Genomic DNA, 26,496 nt, shown 5'->3' with positions numbered 1-26,496 from the left:
TTTATTCAGCCTCTATCTTTAAAACCCCCTAGCCAAAGACCTAAAATGTCAAAAGTGATAAGGGGAAAAATTTCACCAAAAGTTTGATCCCTTTGTCCTCAAAAACTCTAGGTTTAAAGGTTAAATCTTGTATCTTTTGGGTTTCTTGTTGTGGATAAACCAACCACACACTCACCTCTTTATTAGACGCACAAGTGGCGTATTTGCTCGCATACGCCCACATTTGGTAAAGGTCGGCATGTGTGATGTCTTGTTGTGTGTTTATGGTTTTCCATTTTGTGTCTAAAATGGTGATTGCTTCCTCTTGCCTCAGCACAATGTCCGGGCGCATAGGGAAATAACTTTGGGAGTTCTTATTTTTTGCTAAAAATTTCCTTTGCTCTTGTAAGCACACGCTCGCATTTTCACCTTGACAACTCTTTTTAAGCCAATACCCCACAAAGGACTCAAAAAGTCTTTCCATAGGGAATAGCAACGCATAGGCATGGCTTGCCCCACTATAAGGGGTTAAGCTCTTTTTACGCAAGAAAAGATCACACCATGCCAAAAGATTTTCATACTCTTTAAAACGGCTGGCATGCGCGCTCTTGGCAAAATCTACATCGATGTTTTTGCTAGGATTCACCTCATCAAAGACAAAGCGCACAGCATTTAACTTTTCTTGGCTCTTAGGACTCAGGCTCAAGGTTTTAAGCATTCCAAGCGTGGATTTAATGAGGCGATTGGGCGGGTTATCTAGGCTATATTCATCGCTGGTCGTGTAAAAGCGTTCTTTGTGAATCATGTTGGTTTTGAGATGGTTGGCAAACTCTAACTTACCCTTAAGGAAGGGGCGATTTTGCGACACGCTCAAATAATCCCGCTTCAATCCCCGTTTGATAAGCTGGGTGCATTCCTCTAAAAACATCTGAATAAAAACATCTAGCAGGGGCAAATGTGCGCTATGGAGCTGAGAAAATTGGCTCTGTTTAAAGGGCGCGTCTTTGAGAGTAACTAGGCAATTATACAAAACCTGTTTAGCATGGCAGAGGGGGCAATCAGGCTTTTGTAGGGGTTCTAGGTTGGTCTGTGGCTTGATAAACTCTTTTACTTGATCTTGAAACTTTGTGTGATCGAGTCTAGGGATTTTTATTTTGCAGGCGCAATGTTTCTTTAAATCCTCTTTTTTTAAATCCCGCCCGCAAATCTTAGGCAGTATCTCAATGCAAAAGCCCTGAATTTGGATCAAGCCCACATAATTTTGGGTTTTGAGGGTGTGCTTATTTTTAAACCTCAAAAAGGCGTGGTTGCCCTCTTGGTGGGCGAAGTCTAAAATGGCCTCCCATATTTTGGGGGCTTTCTCCTTTTGCGCCCCTAGACGCTCCTCGATGTCCGCTCGGTTGAATTCTTGATATTCGGCTAAATACAGCGTGGGCGTGGTTTTCATGGGTTAGGGGTTGGTGCGTTAGATTCCGTGGATATATTGTTATCCTCTATCGATTCCTTATCCTCTCCATCTTTTACCTCCACCTGATCGTTGTATATTTTTTCAAACATAGCAACTTGCCATGGACCCGGTTTGATTTGATAGACTTTTTTATCGGAATCCACAAAATCCTTAAGGGATCGCGCTATATCCGTATTGACTAGGGCTTCATTCTCTTTCTTAAATCCGTGCATTGTTTTAGACAATAACATTGTATTATCATTCAACACCGCATTGACTTTGGCGTGGTCGTCATAAAAATACTCTTGCAAAAGCGGGATGATTTTGTTTTTAAAACAATCTTGCAAACTCTCTAGGTCTTTTAACCCCAAAAAGTAACTATGTCCGATGGTGTGGTTTTGGTCGAGCAAAAACTCTATGCGTGTATTCATCGCTTCTAAGAGGGCTGACAAATTAACGCCCGCACAATTTATGTCAAGCAATTTTGGGTTAGGCATGATTTCCTCAAAGGTAAATCTACGGCGCAAAGCGGTGTCTAGCAGGGCGATAGAGCGATCGGCGGTGTTCATCGTGCCGATGATGTAAAGATTATCGGGCACCCCAAAAGGAATCTTTTTGTCATAGGGCAGAGTCACCCGCAATTCCTCCTCCCGCCCTATGCGTTTGCTAGGCTCGATCAGCGTGATGAGCTCCCCAAAAATCTTAGAGATATTGCCCCGATTGATCTCGTCAATGATGAGGATATAAGGTTGCTTGGCGGGGGCTTTGGGGTTTGGTTGGGGTGACACAATTTCAATGGGTGGTGTCGTTAGGTTTTGGGCTTTAAGGTAATCTACTTCAAATGTAGTGAGCTTTTTAAGAAGTGCGTAATGATAGGAAGTGTTGGACACCTGTAAGTCTTTAGGTTTTTCAATTCTCCTTACCTTGTCCTCCAAATACAAGCCTTTTAACGCGCTCTCCTCAACAAAGGCCGGTCCTTTTTCTTGGTTATAAGTGGTGGCAAATCTAAGCCCTTTCTCTGTTTGTGTCCATGTAAGTTCTTTTTGCACACCTTGGTAAAGCTCAATATAACACTTCCCCTTAGCCCTCTGTTCTTGACTTAAGGAAACCAAAAAGGCTTTTAACAAAGCGTGCCAGTAATTTGTATCTACCCGTGCTTTTTCTCTAGGTGCATCTGGGCACCCTAAAGTCTCTTGCGCCTTTTGGCACATTCTCTTAAAAATCCCGTCCTCAACTTTATAACGCACCTGCCCACTGTCCTCTTGTTTACTATCCATCTCTGGCTTGATCCCCTCCACAAATTCCTCATAGCCATAGCTTTGGTGGAAGGTGACAAAGTCAATGCGCCCTTGATCCTTGTAATGATCAAACAAGAGTTTAGCGCGGGCTCTTTTATCTTCCTTGCTGTCCTCTTGAGGAATTTGTTTCTTAAAATCCCCCTGTTCTTCTAATCTCTTAAGCTTCTCTATGATAGCTCGATCGCCTGTAAAACCCAAAATCTCTAACGCCTTATCAATGGTGTTATAAGTCTTGCCCGTGCCCGGAGGTCCAAAGAGGATTTGGTTTAGGGGGATTTTATCGGTCATGATCGCTCCTTTGTGTTTGTCTTGGGGGGTGTGTGGATCACTGATGGGTATAAAATATTCTTTGGGGATTTCATTAAGCTTACCGACACACTTAAGAAACTCCTCTACAATCTCCGCCTTAAACTTCTCCAAATTGTCGTAATGGTAAAAATAATTCTCGTCGCTAGAAAAAATCTCGGCATACGCTTGGCATTTTTTGCAGTTTTTCTTGTTTTTTCCACCAGATAAACCTATACAACAGATAAATCCTTTTGGGGGCACAACTCCCACCACATGTCCATGCCAATTATAGCCAACCCAAATATCGAAGCCATACTCAAGGTTTGCTTTTTCAGTATTGATAAATTCTTTTCCTAAAACCTCTTTGCGAAAAAAGCCAATCCCTGAAGGAGGTGTCTTGTCATGAGGTTTATAAAGACCAGGAATACTGATGCAACACTCATATCCCCACCCCTGCGCAAAAGTATCTAGTCTCTTTTCAAGCGCATCGCGCTCCCTCTTTAAGAAAGACTTGGAGTTCTCGTGCTTCCCCTGCGCCTCCCACTCCCCCACGACTTTATCCACCAAATCTACAAACTCTTGCAACAACTCTAAAAACTCTGCTTTCTGCTCCGTGCTCCACTCCACTTTTTCTATTTCTGCTTGTGCCATGCGGCTCACTCCTCCTTATGGCTTAAAACCTGTGCGCTCACTTGATTGCTGAACGTGTTTTGCACAAATAAAGTGAGTTTGTCGCCACTATAATTATTGGGGCTAAAATCTTGCTGTTCTGTAGAAACATAGCTCCCGTCTAAATCCACCCGGGCTAAACAGCTGACAGAATACATCCCCATGACCTCACGCCTAAAAACCTGTGCGCTGACATAGTAGCCCTTTTTAAGGCGTTGCAAGATCAAAGTGTATTCATCGTTGCCAAGTGTAAAGGTTTGGCTCTCTTGATCGCTTTCTCCATTGACTAGGTCTAAATCCACTCTTGCCAAACAGCGCATGCCAGCTCCTTAAAGAATAAGCCAAATTCTACTCTAAAAAACAAAATCTCCTACATCCACTCAATGATTTGGGCGACATCCTTGGCTTCGTAGCAGGCGATGGGCGTGTTTAAACTAGGTTTTTTAGGCACAATCGCCTTTAAAAAGCCGTAATTCTCCATTTCTTTTAAGCGCACATTTAAATTCGGCACTTCTTGCACCGAGCCGGTTAAGCCCACCTCCCCGATGAAGGCGGTTTTATTGCTGATCGGGCGGTTTCTAAAGCTCGATAGTATGCTGGCGATCACAGCTAAATCTGCGCTCGTTTCGCTGATTTTAATCCCCCCAGAAACATTAATAAACACATCGTAGCGGTTTAAGGGGATTTCTAGCTTTTTTTCTAGCAAGGCTAAGAGCATGTGCAGGCGGTTGGTGTCAAAGCTCGTGGCTAATCTCTTAGGGTTGGCTAAAGAGCTTTCACACACTAAGGCTTGGATTTCTAAAATCAACGCCCTTGAGCCCTCAAGCACCACACTTAACGCACTGCCCGCTAGGCTTTGCTTTTGAGAGAAAAAGAGTTTAGAAGCCTCTTTAGCGCTCATCAAGCCCTCTTGATGCATTTCAAAAATCCCCACTTCGCTGGTTGCCCCAAAGCGGTTTTTAAAACTCCTTAAAATCCTAAGTTCTCGACTAGGATCGCCTTCAAAGTAAAGCACAGAATCGACCATGTGCTCTAAAACCCTAGGGCCGGCGATTGAGCCCTCTTTGGTGATGTGCCCGATGATAAAAATGGCAATTTGCTCTTGTTTGGCTAGGCGCATCAGATCAAAGGTGATCTCGCGCACTTGAGAGATCGAGCCGGGAGCCGAGCTAATGGCACTGGAATAAAGGGTTTGGACCGAGTCGATCACACACACGGCGTAGGTCTGCCCGAGTAAATGTGCCTTGATCGTGTCTAAATCAATTTCATTGAGTAGATACAGCTTTTCTTGCACGCATTGCAAGCGATCGGCTCTTAGGCGAATCTGCCCCGCGCTCTCCTCCCCGCTCACATACAGCACGCTTAAACCCGTGCCCGCTAGCCCGCCTGCCACTTTTAATAACAGCGTGCTTTTACCCACCCCGGGAGCTCCCCCAATGAGATACAACCCCCCGGGCACAATCCCCCCGCCTAGCACAATGTCTAATTCCTTTTGGGTGGAGCTAAAGGTGCTAATGCTCTCCTGTTCTACTTTAGTGATCGAAACCGCTGAAAGTGTGGGCGTGTTTTTAAAGGGTTTGAGACTCTCTTTTTGTGGGCTACTCAGTTCAACAAAACTTTCCCATTGCTGGCAATTATTGCACTTACCCAGCCACTTAGGGCTGACAAATCCGCAATGTTGGCACTCAAAGACCCTAGTCTTCTTTGCCATCTTTAAAGATTGCATCTAAAAGGCTTTTGACATACTCCATTTCCTCAAAAGCGATCAAGTCGTTTTCTTTTTCTCCCACGCCTAGATATAAAATAGGCAGTTGCAACTCATAAAGAATGCTTAAGATACACCCCCCCTTGCTCGTGCCATCCAACTTCGTAACAATCACCCCATCTAACTCTAAACTCTCGTGAAAAATCTTAGCCTGCTCTAGGGCCGAGCTGCCCTGCGTGCCATCTAGTATTAGGATTTTATAGTAGGGGGCGTTGTTTAGTGCCTTGCTACACACCCTTGAGATTTTTAACAACTCATTTTTGAGATTGGTTTGGTTATGTAGTCTGCCGGCGGTGTCTATGATGATCTGATCTGCCCCTCTAGCAATCCCCGCCTCAATGGTGTTGAAAGCGAGCGCGCTAGGATCGCTATTTTGCCCCGCGCTAATCACCTCTAATTGCAACTTCTCCCCCCAAAGTTGGAGTTGTTTGACCGCAGCAGCCCTAAAGGTGTCCCCCGCGCCGAGCAAGACTTTTTGTTTGTTTAATAGGTGCTGTTTAGCGAGTTTAGCGATGGTGGTGGTCTTGCCCGCCCCATTGACCCCCAAGATTAAAGAAACCAAGGGTTTGGTGTCTAAGGGCTTTAAGCGCACTTGGTCGTAATAACTCTCTTTGCGTAAAAAACGCATGAGGGCGACTTCTAGGTGGTTGCGCTTGATTTGATCGGGCAGATGTTCTAAGAGCTTTTCGACTAGATCAAATTGCACATCAAAGCCGATTAAGATTTCCTCCATCTCTTCTTTGCTAAAGGTCGCGTCCTTAGATTTAAGCAAAGAGGCGACATTTTGAATCGTCTTTTTGAAAAAGTTAAACATTATTTTCTCTCTGTCTCTATTAAATCTTGCAAGTCTTTTGCCAGCATTTCCTCTAAGATTACCCCCCTGTAGGTTTGCACCAAGTGCCCCTGTTTGTCGTAGAGCAAAAAATAGGGCAAGGACCAAGCACGATTTTTAAACGCCACTGCAAAGGGGGATTGATCCATAGGGTTAAAGAGCGCAAAATGCGGTTTGTGGGTCTTGGCGTAGTTGTCTATTTGCTCTTGGGTGTAGGCTTTATTTAAAAGAGCCAAAAAATGCACCTCTTTAAACTGCGCTTGCAGGTGGTTAAAAAGCGGGATGTAGGCGGTGTTTTTGGGGCTCAAATCTAAGATCATGATCAAGGCGGGCATGGAGGCTTTGGCTAAAATTTCTAAAGACTCGCCTGTGCCTTTTAATTGCAATTCTTGGTGGTTTTGATCCAAAAAGTGCCAAACGGGCGGGGCACTCTCTTTGGGTTTTTCTTGTTTGTTTTCACACCCCGCTAAGGCTAAAAGCACAGCCAAACCCAGCGCAAAACGCACACTAGACCTTAAATTTAGCCACTTCGACATCGAGCACCCGCGCCACTTCGTTTAAGGAATCGCTAGCTCCCTGCACATTCTGCACACTTGTATAATTCATCACGGCAATGTTGTTGATCTCTTCAATGATTTGCACCAGCATTTTAGTGGTGTTGGCAATTTCCTTAAACTCCTTGACATCCGCACTTGTGGCGTTGATCACGCTTCGGATATTTTCCACATTGGCATCGACCATTTCTTGTAAAGAATGGGTGAGCTCAGAAGTTTTTAATATCTCTTGGGCGTTGGTGTGCAAATCTGTGCTGATGTCGCCCACACTTTTCACCACTTCGTTAATGGTGTTGTTGATCTGGGCTAGGCTGTTTTGGGTTTTCTCAGCTAGCTTTCTCACTTCATCGGCCACCACCGCAAAGCCTCGCCCGTGCTCGCCCGCGCGCGCGGCCTCGATGGCCGCATTCAGGGCCAATAAATTTGTTTGCCCCGCGATATCTACAATTAAAGTTAAAACTGCCTTGATGTTTTCGGTGTTTTTAGAAGTTTGGTCCAAGCGGTTAGAAAACTCCACAGCCAGCTGGGCGTTGTCGGCTAAATTCTTGCTAAAGGCTTGGATTTGGGAGCGGATTTCCTCTAAAGTGTTGTCGGTTTGCAAGAGATTTTGGTTGTTTTTGTCTGCATTCTCCACGCCCTTTAAGATGTTGTCGATGATGTTGTCCCCATTTTCTAGGGCTGCTTGGATAAAATCCTTGCCCTTTTTGGAGTGTTCCTCCACATCGTTAAAGTTGGCATAAAGGGTGTTGGCTATTTGATTGTTTTGGGTGCTGAGTTGTTTAATGTTAGACACCATGCCCTGTATTTTGTCTAACAAAAGGTTGATGTTGGCCGAGATCGAGGCAATTTCATCCTTGCCCTTGACCTCTAAGCGCTTGGTCAAGTCTCCATTGTCCGAGACCAATTGGACGATCAGGTCGCGCAGTTGTATGAGCGGGCGACACAAGATCTCAATCACCCCAAAGAGAATAAAGGTGATCAATAGCAAGGCAATCACAGCGACGATAGACATTGTCGATTGGAGATTATAGAAGTCCCTAAACACATCTTTTTTAAAGACAACAGAAACCACTTTCCAACCCAAACGATCGATGGTGTCATAGACATAAAATTTCACCCCTTCTTTGCTCCATTTTTGGCGAAAGCCACTATGGGTGCTCAAAATTTGTTGGCGCAACTCGGGGTCGTCGGCGTGGTACTCGCTCCCTTCAGAATAGACAGACGAACCTAAAACCACGCCACGATTGTCTAATAAATGCACCCGCTGTTTGGTAAAATAAGCCCCGATGATGGTCTCTAAGAGTTTATCCAAATTTATATCTAAGCCCAAAACTCCCTTAAACACTTTGTCTTGGTACAAGGGAAGGGAGTAAGTCACCACATTTTTTTTGGTGTAAGCATCCACATAGGGTTTAGATACAAAGATACCCCCTTTGGCCTTGGCGTTTTTGTACCAAGCGCGCGTTCTTGGGTCGTAGCCGGCGGGGATTTCCCCGCGTAATTTAATGATGCTCCCATTTTCAAAGGCGACATACAAATCCGCCGAAACCAAATTATCATGCACAACCTCAATGATTCTTTGAATCTGCCTCGAATCTTTTAAATCGAAAGCCTCAAAAGAGCGAGCGGTCTGGCGCAAAATGGTGCGGACATGCTTGTCCCACTCTTTAATGGTCACGGACAGAACTCTGGTGTCTTTGGTTAGGGAGTCGCGCGCTTTCTTGGTGAGGTTGTCGCGGACTTTTACCCCGATGATCACGATTGCTGTACTAAATACAAGCACAAGCAACACCGCCAACGCCGAAATGATTTTCGCTTTAAACCCCAGTTTCACATCCAAGTTCATAAACGCTCCACGGCCGTGCTACAAAAGCTAAGGCTTCATTATAACGCAATTAGCCTTTCTGAGGGCTTTTAATTTTGCTAGCGCAAGAAGTGGCCCACTTGCTTAAACTGCCACACACAGGCATAGGGTTTAAAAAACTCTAAAGCAGTTTGGGGCTCTAAGAGCGGGTCTTTTAAACCTAAAAACACCTCGATAACCACGCCTTTAGATTGCAAAAATGCCAATTTTTCAGAAGCTAGGGGCGAAAAAAGCAATTCCTCTAAGGCCTCTAAACTGCCCAGATGCACACACTTTTTTAAGCTCGGGTCTTGTTGCAACAATGCATCCCAGCCTATGTTTTTCAAAAAAGCTTGCATATAGGCTTTGGGGTCTTTTTTGTAGCTCAAGATTTGCAGGCGTTTAAAGGCTGTGGATTTAAAGGCGAGCATGCACGGGGAGATTAAGATCAACTTTTGTACTCTGCGCCCCGCCTGCACTTGCTTGTAGGCGTGATCTAACGCTTTGAGCGCGCCATAGCTAAAGCCGGCCATGTCATAGACCCCGCTATTTTCTAAAATCCACGAAAAAAGGCCACTTTCCTCACAAAAGCCAAAGCCACTAAAATAGACCATCACACAAAAGAGCGCAAAATCTCTTGGATTTGGGCTTTGCTTAACTTCTCTTTGTCTAACAGGGCCTGCGCCATTGCCTGCACCTGTGCTTTAAAATTGCCTAAAAACTCCCGTTGCTCGGTGTAGAGGGCACTCAGCAGTGCTTCCACATCGGCGCGATCCCCGATGAATTTATGCCCCATGCCGTACTCTTCACACATCTTTTTAGCGGTCTCTAAAGCGTATTTTAGGTCATCTTTTGCCAAAGTGTAGCTTTCCTTAAAGAAAAGGTCTAAGACAATCATCCCGCTTAAATGCACCTTGATGCTGTTGTTCATCTCGCTTTTGCTTAAAATGCGCCGATCGCTTGCCACCAAAAACTCCCCAAACAACAGCACTTTATCAAACTCCACTTCTAGCCAATACGCGCTTAAAGCCTTTGCGCTTTGGTAAAGGGCGTATAAATTTTTTTCTTGTTCGCTCAAGGTTACATTTTTCTTTTTGCCAAAGGCGATCTTATCCTTGACCTCTAAAATGTCTTGCATGGTGATTTGTGCGCTGTTGCGCCTGAGCGCATTGAGCGCGCTCTCATTGACTAAAGAAGAGAGCATTGCTCCGCTAAAACCCACACAAATTTTGGCCACCTCCTTGCAATCTAGGCTGTGCTGTTTGTCCTGCAAATAGGATTCTAAAATCTGCACCCTCTCCTCTAAATCCGGCAAAGAGATGAAAATGCGCCGATCAAACCGCCCGCTTCTTAAGAGCGCCTCATCCATCACATCGATTTTATTGGTTGCCCCAATCACAATCACCTGTGCGCTCTCCTCAAAGCCATCCATTTCGGTTAAAAGCTGGTTAAGCGTGGCCTCCCTCTCATCGTTGCGCTGGTGTCCTCTAGCCTTACCCACAGCATCGATTTCATCGATAAACACAATCGAGGGGCTAAAGGCTTTGGCCTTAGCAAAGAGCTCGCGCACCCTTTTAGCCCCCACCCCCACATAAATTTGCACAAACGCGCTCCCGCTGTGATAAAAGAAAGGCACTTTGGCTTCAGAGGCCAAGGCTTTAGCGATCATCGTTTTACCCACCCCGGGGGGCCCTACCAAGAGCACGCCTTTAGGCAACTTGATTTTTAAATCTTGGTATTTTTTTGGGTTTTTCAAATAATCCACAATCTCGTACAATTCCTCTTTGACCTCTTTTGTGCCCGCCACATCTTTAAAGCGCACACGCGGCAAAGTGGCGTGCAACGGGGGCTGTGGCGCGCTTTGCGATCTTTGGACGGTGTCTAAAGAGGGTTGCAATAGGGCTTTTCTGTTCCACGCGAAACGCAAAATCACGGCCAACAACACCAAAAAGAAAAAGATGATCACTAAGTTTAAGAGTTGTTGCGTGGTGTTGTCCTCTTGCAGTACCTCAATGGGAATATTTGTGGGAAATTGCATGGAATCGCTCCAGCCTAGCCGCGCAGTTTTGTAGATTTTAAAGCGGGTTTTTAGGTAAATGTAACGGCTATCGATTTTAATGCTTTGGATTTTTTCAGTGCGTAGCAGGGCATTAAAATCTTGGATACTCACTAGGCTCGTGGGTTCTTTGAAAAAGAGAAAGACCACAAAGATCACCCCCACCAAGAGCGCAAGGCCGCCAATGATGGCCTTTTTATAACGCCGCAAAGCTAGCATCAGCGCGCACCTCATAATCTGTCAGCACCACCCACCGCCCGCTTAAATCCTCTTGGGAGCTCAAGCGCACGGGGTTAAAGAATTGATCGTGCCCTAAATAAACCCCCCCCTTAAACCCCTCGACCAACACCTCTAAGGCCACGCCCTGTGCCTTTAAACTCTGCCTAAAGGCTAGGTTATTATTTTGCACACAATTTTTGATTTGGTTTAAACGCTCTTTGGCAATGTTGCCATTGACCCGGTTTGGCATTTTGCTTGATGGTGTACCTGATCGCACGCTGTAAATGAAAGGGTGGATGTGGGTTAGGGGGAGTTTTTTAAAGTTGTCTAACGCCTCTTGCCAAATATTTTCGTCCTCATGGGGGTGTCCTACGATAAAATCCGTGCCGATGGCAAAACCCTTAGAAGCGACCTTTTCCAAAAGGGCCATGTCTGTGTGTGTGCGGTTGCGCCGGCGCATCCAGCGTAGCATGGTGTCATGGCTGTGTTGCAGCGCGATGTGTAAGTGCTTCTCTAAAATGGGGTGATCTAAGAGCTCTAAAAATTCGGCATCGATTTGGGCGGGCTCTAGGCTGCCAATACGCACCCGTTTTATGGGGGTTTTGGCGATCTCTTTAACGAGTTTGGCTAGGCTATCGCCCCTATCTAGCCCGAAGCTGCCCACATTGGTCCCGGTTAAAACCACTTCTAAAATCCCCGCTTGGGCGAGCAAATCGATTTGTTTTAAAATGTGTGTGCGCTCTAGACTGCGCGACTTGCCGCGCACCAAAGGGATGATGCAATAACTGCATTTAAAATCGCACCCCTCTTGGATTTTCACAAAAGCCCTAGTTTTGCCTACAAAGTTTGTTAAAAGCGTGCTTTCTAGCTCTGTTTGTTTATCCTCATAAAAAAACCCCTCTTGGCTTAAGAGGCGGTTGATTTGTGCCTTGTGGTCGTGCCCAAAAACCCCGCTCACTTGCTTATTTTCTAAGAGTTTGCGCCCCTCTTTGTTGGCCCCGCAACCTGTAAAATAGACCTTTTTATTCAAAGCGTGCATTTTCTTAGCGTAAGCCCTTGCGCTGTAATCCGCATCGTTTGTTACCGTACAAGAGTTTAGCACCACAATGTCGGCCAACTCCTCGCTATTGGTGTGCTCAAAATCCTTTAAGTGTGCCAACATGACCTGTGTGTCAAATAAATTGGTGCGGCAACCAAAGGTTTTAAAATAGACTTTTTGTTTCATGGCGTAAATCCTTGTTTTCAAAAACGCTGTTTTTGTTCCCAAACCCATCGCCCCCGCCTTGCACAAATTTAGTTGTGCTGTAAGCGACAAAAATGTCTGGCTCTTTTAAAAGCGCCTCGATAATATCACTAGAAATCTTAGATTTTAGCGCAAGCGTGGCATAAGCGTTGGTTTGGTACCACACGCTGATGTGGATGCCCTCTTGCTCTAAGATCATAAACACCCTCGGGTTTGCGCTGGTGCTGCGCAGGGAGTACTTGGTGCGCATGTTGCTCATTTGCTTGTAGGTCATCTCGGTGTATTGTTTGGCGTGGGTGTTGGCGATATCTAGGGCGATTTGCATGGCTTTTTTATAGTTGGAGTCGAAGGTGATGCAAAAGGCAATCCCATCCCAAACGGTCTTCATGCCAAAGTGGCTGTAATTGCAAAGCAAATTGCTAAAAATGTAGTTGTTGGGGATAAAAATGATGCGCCCCGCGCGGCAGTTGTTTTCTTTGTAACTTGTGAGCGTCACATCCTCTAAGATCGTGGTGTAAAGGGCGGAGATGTCCAGCACATCGCCCACATAAGTGTGCCCATCTTTCATCACCTTAATGCGATCGCCCACATGGATATTGCCCTCAATTAAGATCGTAAACCACCCCAGCACGCTCATGAACAAATCGCGCATGGCGATGGCGATCCCGGCACTGGCAAAACCCAGCACGGTTACAAGATAGGACACATTTTCTAAATAAGCAAAAAGAAAAATCAACACCACCACATTAGCATTGACAAAGTTAATCGCCTTGTTGATGGTGTAGGCGCGCTCGTTGCTGTGGATGTATTTGTGGCTAATCACTTTCAACACCCACGCCAAAACAATGCTGACAAGGGCGATTAAAACCACATAAATTAATTTAAAAATTTGGTCTTTGATTTGGGATTTAATGTTCGATTCGGCCTCTTCAATGTCCTTAGCATAGACATCCATGCTCGTTTTTAAAAGATTTTGCGCCCCCTGTAATTCGATTTTTTTGACTTGTTCTTGGTAAATCTTCTTGGCTAAACCCTCTTGTTCTTGATCGCCTTCTTTTTGCAATTTTTCTAACTGCATCAAAACTTCTAACTCTTGATTAATCAAGTCCAGCACTTCGCGCAAGCTCTTTTTGTGGTGCTTCATGGTGGTGTATTTGGCTTTGATTTGCTTGATAAAAGAGATCCCTGTAACGATGGCAATGGGGTTTGTGATGCTTGGGATATTGGCGATGTTGGGCTTTTCGACCAACTCTTTAAAGGGGTTCATTTTATATTGCTCTAACAGCGCCTCTTGGTATTTTAGGGCTTGCAAGGTGTGGTTTAGAGTGCTGATTTTTAAAGTGTCGCCGTTCTTTTTGTGCTTTAGGGCTTTGATTTGGTGCTGTATGGTTTGGATTTCCTCATAAATTTGCTCGTAACTCTCAAAATTGCTGAATTTTTTAAGCCAAATGTTGTCGCTCGTTTGGAGCTTGTGTTCTAAATGCGCCGCCTCTGCTTGCAAGTGTTGGATTTGTGTATTTTCTTGCGCCCCAAGACAACAAAGACAGGCCCACAGCACTAAAAAAAACCTCAACAGAGTGCCCCCAGTGAAATTAAACTCAAAAACCATAGTCTAACACAAGAAACCCACACTTTATCCACACCCATTAAGCCTAGCAATAAAGTGCTAAAATAGACAAAAAAGGCAGTGCATGCAAACCACAACCAACCAAATATCCAAAGTCAGAAAATGGCTCATTAAATGGCAGACCCGTTCTTTAGGCAAACGCCTAAATGTTTATATTTTAATCTTGTCTGTGTTGCTTTTTTCGGATCGGTGTAATTTGCAAGCGCAACTAGAAAAAGCCAAAAACTACCTTGAGGGCATTTTAAGCGGGCGTTTAGCTTCTAGGGTCTTTGAGCGCATTTGTGTCAATGTGGCAGATTACGCCCTAGACGAACACTTGTATTTAAAAGATCGCATGCGTGTGTTTGAGCTCTTGGTGCAAAACATCCAACTTTATCAAATTGTGCTAGACATTTGGGAGGATGAAATGTACCAAGACCAGAGAGACATTTTAAAAATCGCGGTGCAAAACGCTTACGACAAGCGTTATAGCCTAGATGCAGAGAGTCAAAGGGCTCTGTCCTACCAAATGCGCCTCTTTAAAAGATAACTTCAAAATAGCTTAAATTCAGGCTTAATTCAGCTTTAGTGGCTAAAATGGCGACTTTTGATCTGTAAAAAGGAAAGTAGATGAACACCACGCAGTCAATGAAAGTTACAGACATCAAGCGCGATTGGGTCGTGCTGGATGCAAAAGACCAAATTTTTGGGCGTTTGGTTACACGAGCAGCCACTTTGCTTAGGGGCAAGCACCGCCCCTACTACACCCCCAATGTGGATTGTGGGGATTTTGTGGTGGTTGTCAATGCCAGCCATGTGAAGTTTTCAGGGCTAAACAAGCTCAAGGACAAAGAATATTTTACACACTCGGGCTATTTTGGCAGCACTAAGAGCAAGACTTTAGAGGAGATGCTGGAGAAAAACCCAGAAAAGCTCTTTTATTTGGCGGTGCGGGGCATGTTGCCTAAGACAAAGCTCGGGCGTGCGATGATTAAAAAGCTGAAAGTCTATAAAGATGAAAAACACCCCCACACGGCTCAAGTGGGCAAGAAGGACTAAATAGATGACAAAAATTTACGCCACAGGCAAAAGAAAGAGTGCGATTGCCAAAGTTTGGCTCACGCACGGGGATGGGCAATTAGACATCAATGGCATGGACTTAAACACTTGGCTAGGTGGGCATGAGTCCATTAAAATGAAAGTGATGCAGCCTTTAGTGCTTACCAAACAAGAGGGCTTGGTGAGTGTGAAGGCGGTGGTCTTTGGGGGCGGCTACAGCGCACAAGCCGAAGCTTTAAGGCATGGCATTTCTAAAGCCTTGAATCTCTACGATAGTGCCTTTAGGGCAATTTTAAAACCCAAAGGGCTTTTGACAAGGGATTCTCGCGTGGTAGAGCGGAAAAAATATGGCAAACGCAAGGCGCGCCGCAGCCCACAATTCTCTAAACGCTAGGGAGCGCATAAGGGGGGGCGTGTGTCCATTGATTTAAAAGCCACGCCAGTCCCTAGGCTTTTTTTCTATTATTTTATCCCCCTCGCCTTTTCCATGATCTCGCTATCGACCTACTCAACGATCGATGGCATCTTTGTCGGCAACAAGCTGGGCAAAAATGCCCTCGCTGCCATCGGGGTGTGCTGGCCCATTTTCCCTACACTCATCGCCTTTGAACTGCTTTTTGGTTTGGGAGCGGCTTCGATTGCCTCATACTTTTTGGGCAAAAGCCAAGCCAAGCGCGCCCGTTTGGTCTTTAGCTCTGTTTTTTATTTTGTCGCCATTAGCATCACGCTCATCAGCTGGTCGCTTGTGCCCTTTAGCAGCCACATTGCTAAAATGTTGGGCAGCTCTGATTTGCTCTTGCCGATGGCATCTATTTACCTCAAAATGATTTTAATGGGGGCGGTTTTTATGGTCTTGCACCCCCTAGCCGATGTCTTTGTGGTGAATGACAAACGCCCCATTTTGGCGATGGTTGCCATGCTGGTTGGCTCGCTCACAAATATCCTTTTTAATTACCTCTTGCTCTATGTCTTTGAGATCGGCATACACGGGAGCGCGATCGCCACTGTAGTGGGGCATGCGGTGGGTTTCTTTGTGTTGCTCTCGCATTTTCTCTTAAAAAAAGGGCAGTTGCACTTTGTGCGGCGCTTCAACTGGGCAAGCGTGGTGTCCTCGGCTAAAAGCGGCGTGCCCCAAAGCGTGTCCGAGCTTAGTGCTGCTGTGGTGATGTTACTCTTTAACTGGACGATCATGCACACGGTGGGGGAGCGGGGGGTGTCGATTTATGCGATCATCATGTACAATGGGATCGTTTTTTGGACAACTTTACTCTCAATCGGGCAGGGGATACAGCCGATCGCAAGTTTTAGCTATGGGGCGGGGCAACTCGATCGGGTGCGTGCCGCTTTTGACTTTGGGCTTAGAATGGCTCTATGCGTGGGCATAGTGCTCTACATCGTCTTTTATTTCTTTGATACCTGCCTCATTAAACTCTATATAGACAAAAAACGCCTGTTAGAGGATACCGCCTTTTTAGCAGACACCAAAAGTGCCATGGATGTTTATTATTTGGGGCATATTTTCTTGGGGGTCAATCTTTTTTGTGCGGTCTTTTTCCAGTCCATACAGCGCACCAAAAGCTCGTTTCTCATCACCATTTGCGAAACGATTGTGTTCATTGCGCTGTTGTTACCGATTCTCAGTCGTTTTTATGGGCTTAAGGGGATTTGGATCGCCTACCCGCTTTCGCAATTTTTGGCTTTAGTGGTGGCGGTGTTTGTGGTGCGTTACGAGCACAAGAGGGGGACTTTCCACACAATACACCCCAAAAAAAACATGCTATAATACGCCATGCAAATCAAAACCAAAGCCGCCAAAACCCTCCCAGCTCCTCAAAAAACCTCTGCGACTAGCCAGTTCATCGAGGTGTGCTTGGATCCCTTTTTATACGCCAAAACGAGCATTTACCTTAAAAAACACTTCCCCGAGCATGTAAAATTTAAGCACACCTTGATTTTGCTTGAAAAAACGAGTCTTAAGAAAGCCTATTTGCTCAACCGCTTGCTCTATGCCAAATACGCTTTGCACCCCTTTAACTCCCCTGATATGTTTAACCTCTTGCTAGAGAAAATCCTAAGCAACGCCCATTTGCCCGTTGTTTTTAAAGAGAGTTACACCCCTAAAATCAGGGCCAAACCCCTCTTAGCCCTTGTGCCAAAAGTAGAAATCCAAGCCATCTACATGCACTCGCGCTTGGTGTTTTACTACACACATTTTTTAGCTAGGGAATTTTTACACGGCCTGTTTGCCCCTTTCATTTTGCTAGAAACCCCCTTTAAAGACCCGTCTAACAAAAGAGGCTTTTTACACGAAACCCACGCCCATCTGGATGCTTTGCAAGTTTTGATGTCCTTAAAAAACCCGCACTTCAAGCACGCTTATATCCAGTTCATCTACCCCACACAAAAACTTTTTCTCACAAGGCAAGAAGAATTGATTTTAAAGGCCTTGCGCACGCTAGGCTTGGGTGTGATGCACTCTAAAGAAGAGATCAAGCGCCGGTATCTAGAGCTAGCCAAGCTCTACCACCCCGACACAGCCCCCTCCACGAAATCCCCCCACCACAACATCCGTAAGCAACGCTTTTTGGAAGTGATGGAAGCTTATAAAATTCTCAAAAACTTGTAGCTAATGCGCACCCCTATGTTCTTGGATCATGCGGTAAATTTCATCTTTCAGATGCAACTTTTTCTTTTTGAGGGCGACAACTTTGAGCTCATCGGTGTTGTGCGCCTCTAAAGTGGTGATCTCATCGTCTAGGGCGTTGTGTTCCTCAAAAATCTTGTGGAAATGGGGGTTTTTGTTGCTAAGTTCCTTGATTTCTTCCCGGTACTCGTGAAACATCTTATCTCCTCTCTAATAAAGTCAATCATTATAGTATAATGCGCCTTTTATCGGCTTAAAGGATTGCCATGTTCTCCCTCAAATCCCGTGTTTTTTGCTTGCTCTATTTTTTCGTGAGCCTACATGCCTCCAATCTAGCCCAGCACTTGCGCTACAATTTAGGCTTTAATCTCTTCATCATGGACCACGAAGGCTACACGACTTATTGGCCTAATACCAACACCACGCTAAACACCCGTCTCACCCCAGAATTTGGTTTTGCCTTCAACACCAAAGGCGTGGAGCAAAAGCTCATGGTCGGGGCGTTCTTTTTCCAAAACATCCACACCTACCAAATGAATTTCCCCTCCAAGTGGGGGCCCACGCTCTACTACCAAGCAAGGGGGCACGCTTTTAACTTCTATGGGGGGATTTTCCCTAGAAAATACCTCAACGGACACTACCCCCTAAATGTTTTTGCCCCCTATTATTGGTTCATCGACCCTAATGCTCGGGGCTTTTTACTGCAATACAGACCGCCTAAAAACCCCTTCAAATCCACTCACCTAGAAGCTGAGTTCATGCTCGACTGGTTTGGGGGCAACTGCTACATCTGTAAATTCGGGCATAACGCCTTAGGCAATGGCATGGATCGCTTTAGCTTCATGGGTTATAGCGAGCTGGAGACTTTAAAGGGACTTTTGATTTTTGGGGGCAATGCGGAGTATTTCCATGTCGAAGATCAATTTTTACTCAATTGGCCCAACACTTCGAGCAATATTCCCTACGGTGGGCATTATTTGCTCGATCGCCTCTACTACCAAGCCTACGCCAAAAGCGACTTACTCAGTGTGACCCCATTTATGGACAAGCTAGACTTTTCTATGGGCGTGTTGGCGAGTTTAGAGCGCTTGCGCCAAATGGGGATGGCAACCGGGTTTAAGGTGAATAATGGCTTTTTCGCCCAAACGAATATGCAATTTAAGGGCTTTGGGATTTCCGATCTCTTTTTTGCAAGCCAGCATGGGCAAAATGCCTATGAGCGCATTTACAACAGCACCTACATAGACAACATTTGCATGGCTTCTAAAAATTATTGCCCCACACCTATTTACCGTGGAGTCGCCTTTTTTCAAGCCCCCCTTTACAACCGCTTTGACATTTACTACGAATTTAGAAGCTCCTTTGCCAGCATTAAAACCCAGTTTGTCTATAACACCATGAGCAACTACCACACCACGCAATCCTCCTACCAAGTTTATTTCACCGTGTCCTTAGACAGCTACGACCTATTAAATTTCGTTTTACGCAAAGTCCGCCGCTAACTCTGCCGATATAAAGCTAGGCTTTAGCCAACAAGACTCTAGTCCGCTGGTCTAGTCTAAAGGAGTGCGCGATGTCCGTGTCCATACCCGGCAACTTAACCTACATCAACCAAAACGCCCCTTACGGCTCCATTGTGAATCAAAATGCTTTGCCTAAACTCTCTGAGGTCGATCAGCAAGTCTTTTTAGAGCGGTTGCAAAGCGTGCAGGCCACCCGCGCGCTAGAAAAAAACAAGGCCGTTAGTAAGGATAAAGAAGAAACCCCACACCAACCCCCCAAGCGCGAACAAGAGCCACAAGAGCAAAGCACAACCCAAGGCGGTGGCGACACCCGTTGCCAAAAGGGCAAGGATAAAGAACATTGCTACCACGGGCACTATTACAGCGACAGCGAGTTAGAGCGGGCCGTTGAGAACACAGAAGAGCTAGAGCAACTTGTCGATCCGCATGTGCTAGATATTACTATCTAAGAATTTTTAACAATATCAAAATGGGGTCGATTTTAGCCCGGCAGTTTCAATAAGTATGCTAGCATTGCAAAAACGAAGGAGGCTTTATGCAATTTGCGTACGACTTAGTCGTGATCGGGTTTGGCAAAGGGGGCAAGACTTTGGCTACCGCTGCTGCAAAGCGAGGCCAAAAAGTCGCTCTCATAGAAGCCAGCAAAGAAATGTATGGAGGTACTTGTATCAACATCGGGTGCATCCCCTCTAAGGCCCTCTTGCATTTAGCGACTCATAAAAAGGGGGCAACAGGCTATAAAGAAGCCATAGAGATTAAAAATAAAACGGTCGCCTTGTTACGCCAAAAAAATTATGAAGCCTTGTTAGAAGCGAAAGTGCATGTGATCGATGGCACTGCTAGTTTTAAGGACAGCCACACCTTGATGATCTACCACGACGATAGCTGCCAAGAAATCAGCACCGATCGCATCGTGATCAACACGGGCTCGCTCCCCATCGTCCCCAAAGTTCCTATCAACTCCGATAAGGTCTATGACAGCACCTCTTTGATGCAATTAACCACCTTGCCGGCGCATTTAGTCGTGGTGGGCGGGGGCTATATCGGCTTAGAATTTGCTAGCATGTTTAACTTGTTTGGGCGCACCTCCAGCAAAAACACCACACAGGTGAGCGTGCTCGTGCGCGGTTCGACCTTTTTACCCAAAGAAGACCCTATCTTTAGAGAGAGCATTTATCAGTCCTTGAGCCAAAAGGGCATCCAAATCTTATGCAACGCAGATTTAAAGGCGATCGAGGGGGATTGTATCCACTACACCCAAAACCAGCAGGACAAAACTTTAAGAGCCGATGCAGTTTTGCTCGCCACAGGGCGCGCCCCCAACACTGCCGCTTTGCAACTCGAGCGAGCGGGTATCCAGCTAGGCTCTCAACAAGAAATTTTGACCAATGAGTTTTTAGTGGCAAACGCAGAGGGCGAGGGCAACATTTACGCGATCGGGGATGTCAAAGGCGGGGCAATGCTCACCACCTATGCGAGTTTGGACGACTACCGCATCGTTTATGACCACCTCTATGGGGCAAAAAGGCGTTCCATCCACAACCGCGATGTCTTGCCCGAAGTACTTTACATTGAAACCCCTTATAGCCATGTGGGTTCAAGGGCGCATGAAATTAAAGACAAGGCTTTTTGTACCCACAGCCTTAAAACGGCGGCCATCCCCGGGGCACGTGTGTTAGAAGACACCACAGGGCTTTTGCAGGTTTTGGTCGAAGAGGGGGGGCGAGAGCGCGTTTTGGGAGCAAGCTTGCACTGCCCCTTATCCCATGAATACATCAATCTCTTTAGCCTTGCCATTAACCAAGATCTAAGTTTTTCCACTCTCAAAGAGATGATTTACACCCACCCCTCTATGATCGAAAGTCTCAACACCCTTTAACACTTGGGACACCGGCTGCGCTAAATGCTTGGGGTGTGGCGCACAAAATCCGCGCCGCGCACCAGCAATCCACTCCAACCTTGATTGATGGCAACTGCCAAGCAACCCTTTTTCAGCAAGTTGCCCCACTCTTTAGAAAAGCATATTTTAAGCAAGGTATTAAGGGCGTGTGCTATAATCCCGGGCAATTTTTTATAAAGGAGACTTACCATGGCTTTGTATGACAGGTCGCAGGTGCACGAGGGTGCATCGTCCTATGCCCAGCAGAGCGAAACCGCCTTAGTTAGTTTTGTCAAAACCACTTATAAATTCTTTGCCGCTAGCCTTCTGTTAGCCACCATTGGTGCGCTGATTGGCATGATGCATTTTGAAGTGGTTAGGCAGTATAAATGGGCGTTTTTTATCGGGGAAATCGCCGCTTTTTTTGGGCTCATGTTCACCCGCAAAATGCCCACAGTCAATCTGCTCATGCTCTTTGCTTTCGCCTTTTTGTCGGGCATCACTCTGGTGCCCTTGTTAGGGTTTGTGATCGCGCGCTCAGGGGCTAGTGCCATTTGGCAGGCTTTGGGGATGACAACCATTGTTTTTGGTGTGATGAGCGTCTATGCCATTAAAACCAAAAACGACTTGGCCAACATGGGCAAGATGCTTTTCATCGCTGTGATTGTGGTGATGGTGGCTTCTTTAATCAATCTATTCTTAGGTTCGCCCATGATGCAAGTGGCTATCGCCGGGGTGTGCGTGGTGCTCTTTAGCCTCTTTGTGGCTTACGACACACAAAGCATCATCCGCGGACTCTATGAAACTCCCGTAGAAGCGGCTGTGGCTTTGTATGTGGATTTCTTAAACATCTTCATCTCCCTCTTGCAAATCTTAGGCATTATGGGGGGGCGCAACGACTGAGCCCATCGGCCGTCTTTTAGACGCGAATTTAAACCGCTTCAAGGAGGGGGTGCGGGTGGTCGAGGACGCCCTGCGCTACCTCCATAACAACGAAAACTTAGCCCTCCGCCTAAAGCAAATCCGCCATCAGGCCACTTTGATTTTTACTAGGTATGGCATTGATTTTCTTTGGCTTTACACCCAACGCGACAGCCTAAACGATGTCCTAAGCTTGCACGATAACCCCCCTAAAGAGCCCTCAAGCCTAAACATGTTGCAAGCTAATTTCAAGCGGGCTCAAGAGAGCGCACGAGTACTTGAAGAGTGCTTTAAATATCTAATGCCCCAAAAACCCCAAGACCCGAGCTTTAAAACCCTGCGTTATTCTCTCTACACTCTTGAAAAAGAATGCATGGTTTTTTTAAACGATTTACCAAAAAACAGCTTTTTTAGTGTAGAATAGAGCCACCTAGAGCGATCTAGTGTAAAATTTATTTTTGGAGGATTCTATGTCAGAAGAATGCTGTCATAACCACGAAGGGCACGATGGCCACCACCATCACCACCATCACCACCACTACTATGGTGGCCACCACCATCACCACCATCACCACCATAAAGATGGGGCGGAGCATCATCACCACCACGAACACGGCGGGCACCAAGACTAGCCCATGCCCCCGGCTTTGCCGGGGTGGGTTTGTACCTGCAAAGTTACTTGCTCCGCGAGGTTTAACCGGCGGGGCTTCTTAAGTTTTCTAGAAGAATTGTACTGATTATCGTTATTTTTTAATTGTTTTTTTCTTGACTTTTTATTACTAAACACATATAATACACACTTTTATAACTTGCAAACTGAGGGATGCTATGATGTCGAGTTTATCGATGAAAATGATTGGGGAATATGTGGATTTTGGCATTTTCACGACTTTAGGCCTGATGAGTTTTGTGGCGATATGGTTCACCATTGAGCGCATCATCTTTTACAGCAAGCTTGATTTTAGCCTATATGATGACGCTGATCGGCTCGATTTGGATTTGAGCAAAAATTTAACGACACTTTACATTGTCTATTCAAATGCGCCCTATGTCGGGCTTTTAGGCACGGTTTTAGGCGTGATGGTTACTTTCTATGACATGAGCACCAGCTCTACAGGATTAGATGCCAAGGCCATCACTCTGGGTTTATCTTTGGCTTTGAAGGCCACAGCTTTTGGACTTGTTGTGGCGATCCCCACGCTTGTGGTCTATAACGCTATGTTGCGTAAAAGCGATGTGCTGTCTGAAAAATTCCGCCTCATGCACAAGAAGAGTGCCTAATGCGTTCTAAACTAAGGAGAGGCGATGGGCTAAACATTGTCCCCTTTATCGATGTGATGTTGGTGTTGTTGGCTTTGGTACTCAGCGTTTCGACCTTCATTGCTGAGGGCAAGATCAAGGTTAATCTCCCCTCAGCTAGCAGTGCTCAAAAGGCTTCTCCAGAGGAAAAGAAAGTGACAATTGTGGTGGATAAAAATGACGGGATTTTTGTGGATGATAAGCCCAAGAATATAGAGCAATTGCGCGCGCTCATCACCACACTAGACCCAAAAGTCCTTGTGGATTTACGCAGTGATAAAGACTCGAAGTTTGGCACTTTTATCGAAATCATCGATATTCTTAAAGACCTAAACCATGAAAACTTCTCCATCTCCACAGAAAAAAAGTAGGTCATCTACCAGCATCAGTTTTGTCATAACAGCCGTTTTATACGCGCTGGGGATTGGGGTTTTCTTTGCCAGTTATCCAGACCACATTGAGCGTTTGGCCCAAGCAGGCAATCAAAGCATCACCATGAGCCTAGCAAGCATCGACACGCACGCCACCCACTTAGAGCACACAAAGCAAGCCCCCACCCCGCCCAAAAAAGAGGAACCAAAACCCCAAGAACCCAAACCCAAACCAAAACCCCACCCCCACCACAAACCCAAACCTAAGCCAAAGCCTAAACCAAAACCTGAGCCCAAGCCAAAACCCAAAGAAGAGCCTAAGTCTGAGCCCAAACCCGAGCCAAAGCCTAAAGAGGAGCCAAAGCCCACCCCCAAAAAAGAAGAGCCTAAGTCTGAGCCCAAAAAGGAAGAACAAGACACCACCAAAGCGGTGGCCAAAGACAAGGACCTAAATCAAAAGGAGCCTAAAAAAACTCAAGAGTCTAATCAGACTTCTCAGGGGGCAAAAACCAGTTCAATGGCCTACAATCAGGGTGTGAGCGATGCCTTTTTAATGAAAATCCAAATGGCCATTTCATCTAAAAACCGCTACCCACGCATGGCGATGATTCGGGGCATTGAGGGGGAAGTGTTTGTGGAATTTGTCTTAAACACCGATGGCAGTACCACAGACATTAAGATCGCCAAAAGCTCAGGCTCAGACATTTTAAACCACGCTGCCTTGCAAGCGGTTAAGGAAGCCTCAAGTCTCTTCCCCACTCCTAAACAAAGCGTGCGGCTGCGCATCCCCATCGCTTATACGCTTAAGGACGAGTGAATGCACCGCATTCGCTTAAGCTTGGCTTGTTGTGTGTGTTAAATATGCACACCTAAAAGACATTTTCTGACAAAAAGCCCGTTCCTCTTGACAAAGTAAAATCTTTATAGTAGAATTGCGCCCGTGTTAAGCCTCATAGCACCGCCTAGAAGCCTAGCCACCCAAGATTAAGGTAGTCTCTTTAGCTGTTGGAAGGGCCTACTTGTTTTGCTGCTGTTGTTTTGTTGCTCTTAAGCTCTTTCTCCTAAGATTTGGAAACGCCCCGGGATACTAATCTCAAGTAGTTAATCTAAGGTTAATCGCTTTTTGAGTTGCCAACGATTGCGTGGAGTTAAAAATGCCACGCATGTGAGATAAAAAACAAAAGATTACGCTCAAACGGGCTTTTGGGTTCGGGGTTTAGAAAGACTTTCATCCCCACCTCCACATCTACAATGTGCCAAGTTACGATTGTTCTAAACTGCACCCCGAAAGTCCCCATTGCGCGAAAATACGCCGGCCTAAACGAAAAATCTTTAAAAGAATCCCAAGTGTTTTCAATCAAATCTGAGACCTTTTGGTTAATCACCCACGAGTTTGCCCCCAGTTGTAAGCCAAAAAAGATGGTCCAAGAGTTAATGGGGTTTTGGTTGTAAGACACCATCAGCTCCCCTCCCACACCATAGGTGAATAAATTCGCTTGCTTGGATGCCTGTCCCAATAAAATATTGCCATAATCCAAGAAAATGTAATAACGGCTGTAAAGCCAAGAGTTTTTGGGGTTGATCTCATAACCCCAAGTGATCGAAGCCCCTTGTAAGGGCTTGTTGGCGTTTATGGGTTTGAGATAGACCATGCCAATTTGGTAAGCTGAAGACATGTAGCTTAAATTCTTCGCCTTAAGCGGAGAGATTGTCATGAAAAGGGCACAGACTAAAGCATGTTTTTTACAGGCTCTAAGGTTGTCTAAAATGTTACATGGCATGCGCACATACTAGCATTTTAAAGCCAAAAATAGGGCATGTTTTTAAATATAAGCGTTGTCTAAGTTGTTTGAGACTAGAATTCGCATTTATTCTTGTGAGTAATCCACGCTCTAATCTTAAGATAGAAGGACAAGCCATGTTAGAAGGTGAAGCTAGGGCTGCACTTAGCAAATCTGCTAAAAAAGCGTTACGCAAAGAAGGGGTTTTGATGGCAAACTTGTACGCCAAAGGGATGGAAAATGTCCATGCCACATTTAAAACCAATGATTTTATCCGCTTTGTCAAGCACAAACCCAATTTAGATTTTATGGTGAAAGTTGGGCAAGCAAGCTACAATGTCGTGGTGCAAGCCTACCAAAAGGACCCCGTAACCAACGCCTTAATCCATGTCGATCTCTTGGTCTTGCAAAAGGGCTTGAAATCTAAATTTTTAATCCCTGTGAAAACCAAGGGTACACCCGTAGGCTTGAAAAACAAAGGGATTTTGATGCTCTCTAAAGCCCGTGTGCAGGTGGAATGTATCCCTGAAAACCTACCCGCCCACTTTGAGCTAGATGTGTCCGCTTTGGATGTGGGCGATGCGATTTTGGTGCGGGATTTGCAAGTCCCCGCCCACCTTAAGGTGCTTGAAAACCCAAACAACGCCATTGTCGGGGTCATTAAGGCAAAATAATGTTAGTGGTGGGGCTTGGCAATCCCACACCCACTTACGCCAACACCCGGCACAATGTGGGTTTTGATGTTTTAGACCTCGTGTCACAAAGTTTGGCTTTAAAATTTAGACACTCCAATCTCTACAAGGGCGATTATGCCAAGGTGGGTACGGTGTATTTACTCAAACCCACCACCTACATGAATAACTCAGGGCAGTCTTTGCAGGCTTTTTTAACCAAGCATGCTCCAGAAACCATTTTGGTGGTGCATGATGATTTAGATTTGCCCTTGGGAGCGGTGCGTTTTAAAGCGCAGGGCGGGCATGGCGGGCACAATGGCTTAAAGTCGCTCATGCAACACTGCGTCCAGCCTTTTTATAAAATGAAAATTGGAATCGGGCGTGGGGAAAATGGGGTCATCTCCCATGTCTTAGAACGATTTGGCCCCCAAGAGCAAGCCTTGAAAGATGAAATTTTAGAGCATGCTAAAGAAGCCTTGCTTTTTTTCCTTAAAACGGGCGATTTTAACGCTATGCAAAATAAATTCACTCTCAAAGTTTAAAATG

Annotated in this window: 29 protein-coding genes; 15 read left to right on the top strand and 14 right to left on the bottom strand. The window is 45.7% G+C overall.

Annotated features, from left to right (window positions below; all coding sequences use genetic code 11):
* Positions 1–40: 40 nt before the first annotated feature.
* The 11 genes from HAL07_RS02715 to HAL07_RS02665 all read right to left on the bottom strand — a co-directional run bounded on the left by HAL07_RS02715 (position 41) and on the right by HAL07_RS02665 (position 13,802).
* Positions 41–1,426, bottom strand: coding sequence for an McrC family protein (locus tag HAL07_RS02715; RefSeq protein WP_053944991.1), 1,386 nt, complete (start codon positions 1,424–1,426; stop codon positions 41–43).
* Positions 1,423–3,663, bottom strand: coding sequence for an AAA family ATPase (locus HAL07_RS02710; protein ID WP_238374468.1), 2,241 nt, complete (start codon positions 3,661–3,663; stop codon positions 1,423–1,425). Before HAL07_RS02710 ends, HAL07_RS02715 begins: the two co-directional genes overlap by 4 nt.
* 5 nt (positions 3,664–3,668) lie before the next feature.
* Positions 3,669–4,001, bottom strand: a complete 333-nt coding sequence (locus HAL07_RS02705) for a hypothetical protein (RefSeq protein WP_053944989.1) — start codon at positions 3,999–4,001, stop codon at positions 3,669–3,671.
* Between the two features lie 50 nt (positions 4,002–4,051).
* On the bottom strand, positions 4,052–5,392 hold the full coding sequence (radA, locus tag HAL07_RS02700) for a DNA repair protein RadA (protein ID WP_053945055.1): 1,341 nt from the start codon (positions 5,390–5,392) through the stop codon (positions 4,052–4,054).
* A complete protein-coding gene (ftsY, locus tag HAL07_RS02695; protein ID WP_053944988.1) occupies positions 5,376–6,260 on the bottom strand; it encodes a signal recognition particle-docking protein FtsY in 885 nt (294 codons plus the stop codon). Before ftsY ends, radA begins: the two co-directional genes overlap by 17 nt.
* Positions 6,260–6,784 (bottom strand): TlpA family protein disulfide reductase, encoded by a 525-nt coding sequence (locus HAL07_RS02690; protein WP_231624638.1) that lies wholly within the window; start codon positions 6,782–6,784, stop codon positions 6,260–6,262. The genes ftsY and HAL07_RS02690 overlap by 1 nt, the downstream gene beginning before the upstream one ends.
* A 1-nt stretch (position 6,785) precedes the next feature.
* The gene (locus HAL07_RS02685) at positions 6,786–8,678 is read right to left on the bottom strand and encodes a methyl-accepting chemotaxis protein (protein ID WP_082355783.1); all 1,893 of its coding nucleotides are present in this window, start codon (positions 8,676–8,678) and stop codon (positions 6,786–6,788) included.
* Between the two features lie 77 nt (positions 8,679–8,755).
* Entirely contained in the window at positions 8,756–9,289 is a 534-nt protein-coding gene (gene bioV / locus HAL07_RS02680) for a pimelyl-ACP methyl ester esterase BioV (RefSeq protein ID WP_053944987.1), read from the bottom strand.
* Positions 9,289–10,950: an AAA family ATPase gene (locus HAL07_RS02675; RefSeq protein ID WP_231624637.1), complete on the bottom strand. Its 1,662-nt coding sequence runs from the start codon at positions 10,948–10,950 to the stop codon at positions 9,289–9,291. Before HAL07_RS02675 ends, bioV begins: the two co-directional genes overlap by 1 nt.
* Positions 10,928–12,175 carry a tRNA (N(6)-L-threonylcarbamoyladenosine(37)-C(2))-methylthiotransferase MtaB gene (gene mtaB, locus HAL07_RS02670; RefSeq protein ID WP_053944986.1) on the bottom strand — a complete coding sequence of 416 codons (1,248 nt, stop codon included), beginning with the start codon at positions 12,173–12,175 and terminating at the stop codon, positions 10,928–10,930. The genes HAL07_RS02675 and mtaB overlap by 23 nt, the downstream gene beginning before the upstream one ends.
* Entirely contained in the window at positions 12,153–13,802 is a 1,650-nt protein-coding gene (locus tag HAL07_RS02665) for a mechanosensitive ion channel domain-containing protein (RefSeq protein WP_053941162.1), read from the bottom strand. The genes mtaB and HAL07_RS02665 overlap by 23 nt, the downstream gene beginning before the upstream one ends.
* A gap of 82 nt (positions 13,803–13,884) precedes the next feature.
* Here HAL07_RS02665 and HAL07_RS02660 point away from each other — a divergent pair, with 82 nt between their 5' ends.
* The 5 genes from HAL07_RS02660 (at position 13,885) to HAL07_RS02640 (ending at position 17,484) form a co-directional block, all read left to right on the top strand.
* Positions 13,885–14,349 carry a hypothetical protein gene (locus HAL07_RS02660; RefSeq protein WP_053941163.1) on the top strand — a complete coding sequence of 155 codons (465 nt, stop codon included), beginning with the start codon at positions 13,885–13,887 and terminating at the stop codon, positions 14,347–14,349.
* 80 nt (positions 14,350–14,429) lie between these two features.
* On the top strand, positions 14,430–14,858 hold the full coding sequence (gene rplM, locus HAL07_RS02655; RefSeq protein ID WP_053944985.1) for a 50S ribosomal protein L13: 429 nt from the start codon (positions 14,430–14,432) through the stop codon (positions 14,856–14,858).
* A 4-nt stretch (positions 14,859–14,862) separates the two neighbouring features.
* Positions 14,863–15,252 (top strand): 30S ribosomal protein S9, encoded by a 390-nt coding sequence (gene rpsI, locus HAL07_RS02650; protein WP_053941165.1) that lies wholly within the window; start codon positions 14,863–14,865, stop codon positions 15,250–15,252.
* Between the two features lie 21 nt (positions 15,253–15,273).
* On the top strand, positions 15,274–16,641 hold the full coding sequence (locus tag HAL07_RS02645) for an MATE family efflux transporter (RefSeq protein WP_104707983.1): 1,368 nt from the start codon (positions 15,274–15,276) through the stop codon (positions 16,639–16,641).
* 6 nt (positions 16,642–16,647) lie between these two features.
* Positions 16,648–17,484: a J domain-containing protein gene (locus HAL07_RS02640; protein ID WP_238374467.1), complete on the top strand. Its 837-nt coding sequence runs from the start codon at positions 16,648–16,650 to the stop codon at positions 17,482–17,484.
* On the opposite strand, the gene HAL07_RS02635 is transcribed toward HAL07_RS02640, so the two are convergent.
* Complete coding sequence (locus HAL07_RS02635) at positions 17,485–17,700, bottom strand: HP1242/YdcH family protein (protein ID WP_053941362.1); 216 nt, start codon at positions 17,698–17,700, stop codon at positions 17,485–17,487.
* A gap of 68 nt (positions 17,701–17,768) precedes the next feature.
* Between HAL07_RS02635 and HAL07_RS02630 the strand changes: the two genes are divergently transcribed.
* The 5 genes from HAL07_RS02630 (at position 17,769) to HAL07_RS02605 (ending at position 22,249) form a co-directional block, all read left to right on the top strand.
* A complete protein-coding gene (locus HAL07_RS02630) occupies positions 17,769–19,004 on the top strand; it encodes a hypothetical protein (RefSeq protein ID WP_053944984.1) in 1,236 nt (411 codons plus the stop codon).
* Between the two features lie 71 nt (positions 19,005–19,075).
* On the top strand, positions 19,076–19,474 hold the full coding sequence (locus HAL07_RS02625) for a hypothetical protein (RefSeq protein WP_053944983.1): 399 nt from the start codon (positions 19,076–19,078) through the stop codon (positions 19,472–19,474).
* Positions 19,475–19,560: 86 nt separating this feature from the next.
* Complete coding sequence (locus tag HAL07_RS02620) at positions 19,561–20,904, top strand: FAD-dependent oxidoreductase (RefSeq protein WP_053944982.1); 1,344 nt, start codon at positions 19,561–19,563, stop codon at positions 20,902–20,904.
* 210 nt (positions 20,905–21,114) lie between these two features.
* Positions 21,115–21,807, top strand: coding sequence for a Bax inhibitor-1/YccA family protein (locus HAL07_RS02610; RefSeq protein WP_053944980.1), 693 nt, complete (start codon positions 21,115–21,117; stop codon positions 21,805–21,807).
* Between the two features lie 4 nt (positions 21,808–21,811).
* A complete protein-coding gene (locus HAL07_RS02605; protein WP_053944979.1) occupies positions 21,812–22,249 on the top strand; it encodes a hypothetical protein in 438 nt (145 codons plus the stop codon).
* Between the two features lie 49 nt (positions 22,250–22,298).
* On the opposite strand, the gene HAL07_RS08275 is transcribed toward HAL07_RS02605, so the two are convergent.
* Positions 22,299–22,421, bottom strand: a complete 123-nt coding sequence (locus tag HAL07_RS08275; RefSeq protein WP_264828270.1) for a hypothetical protein — start codon at positions 22,419–22,421, stop codon at positions 22,299–22,301.
* Between the two features lie 235 nt (positions 22,422–22,656).
* On the opposite strand from HAL07_RS08275, the gene exbB reads away from it, so the two are divergent.
* The 3 genes from exbB to HAL07_RS02590 are packed head-to-tail and all read left to right on the top strand — an operon-like array spanning position 22,657 to position 24,312.
* Positions 22,657–23,106, top strand: a complete 450-nt coding sequence (gene exbB / locus HAL07_RS02600) for a TonB-system energizer ExbB (RefSeq protein WP_197271597.1) — start codon at positions 22,657–22,659, stop codon at positions 23,104–23,106.
* Positions 23,106–23,495 carry a TonB system transport protein ExbD gene (exbD, locus tag HAL07_RS02595; RefSeq protein WP_053941355.1) on the top strand — a complete coding sequence of 130 codons (390 nt, stop codon included), beginning with the start codon at positions 23,106–23,108 and terminating at the stop codon, positions 23,493–23,495. The genes exbB and exbD overlap by 1 nt, the downstream gene beginning before the upstream one ends.
* Positions 23,461–24,312, top strand: coding sequence for an energy transducer TonB (locus HAL07_RS02590; protein WP_053944978.1), 852 nt, complete (start codon positions 23,461–23,463; stop codon positions 24,310–24,312). The genes exbD and HAL07_RS02590 overlap by 35 nt, the downstream gene beginning before the upstream one ends.
* 331 nt (positions 24,313–24,643) lie before the next feature.
* Here HAL07_RS02590 and HAL07_RS02585 read toward each other — a convergent pair whose 3' ends face one another.
* Complete coding sequence (locus tag HAL07_RS02585; protein ID WP_053945052.1) at positions 24,644–25,210, bottom strand: outer membrane protein; 567 nt, start codon at positions 25,208–25,210, stop codon at positions 24,644–24,646.
* A 203-nt stretch (positions 25,211–25,413) separates the two neighbouring features.
* Between HAL07_RS02585 and HAL07_RS02580 the strand changes: the two genes are divergently transcribed.
* Together HAL07_RS02580 and pth are read left to right on the top strand one after the other, a co-directional pair.
* Complete coding sequence (locus HAL07_RS02580; protein ID WP_053944977.1) at positions 25,414–25,950, top strand: 50S ribosomal protein L25/general stress protein Ctc; 537 nt, start codon at positions 25,414–25,416, stop codon at positions 25,948–25,950.
* Positions 25,950–26,492, top strand: coding sequence for an aminoacyl-tRNA hydrolase (gene pth, locus HAL07_RS02575; protein ID WP_053944976.1), 543 nt, complete (start codon positions 25,950–25,952; stop codon positions 26,490–26,492). Before HAL07_RS02580 ends, pth begins: the two co-directional genes overlap by 1 nt.
* The last annotated feature ends 4 nt before the right edge of the window (positions 26,493–26,496 follow it).

Origin of the sequence: Helicobacter ailurogastricus, assembly GCF_001282945.1 — a bacterium.
GTDB classification, from domain to species: Bacteria; Campylobacterota; Campylobacteria; order Campylobacterales; family Helicobacteraceae; genus Helicobacter; species Helicobacter ailurogastricus.
The sequence above is the reverse complement of the archived record's forward strand: the minus strand, read 5'-3'. Positions and strand labels throughout refer to the sequence as shown.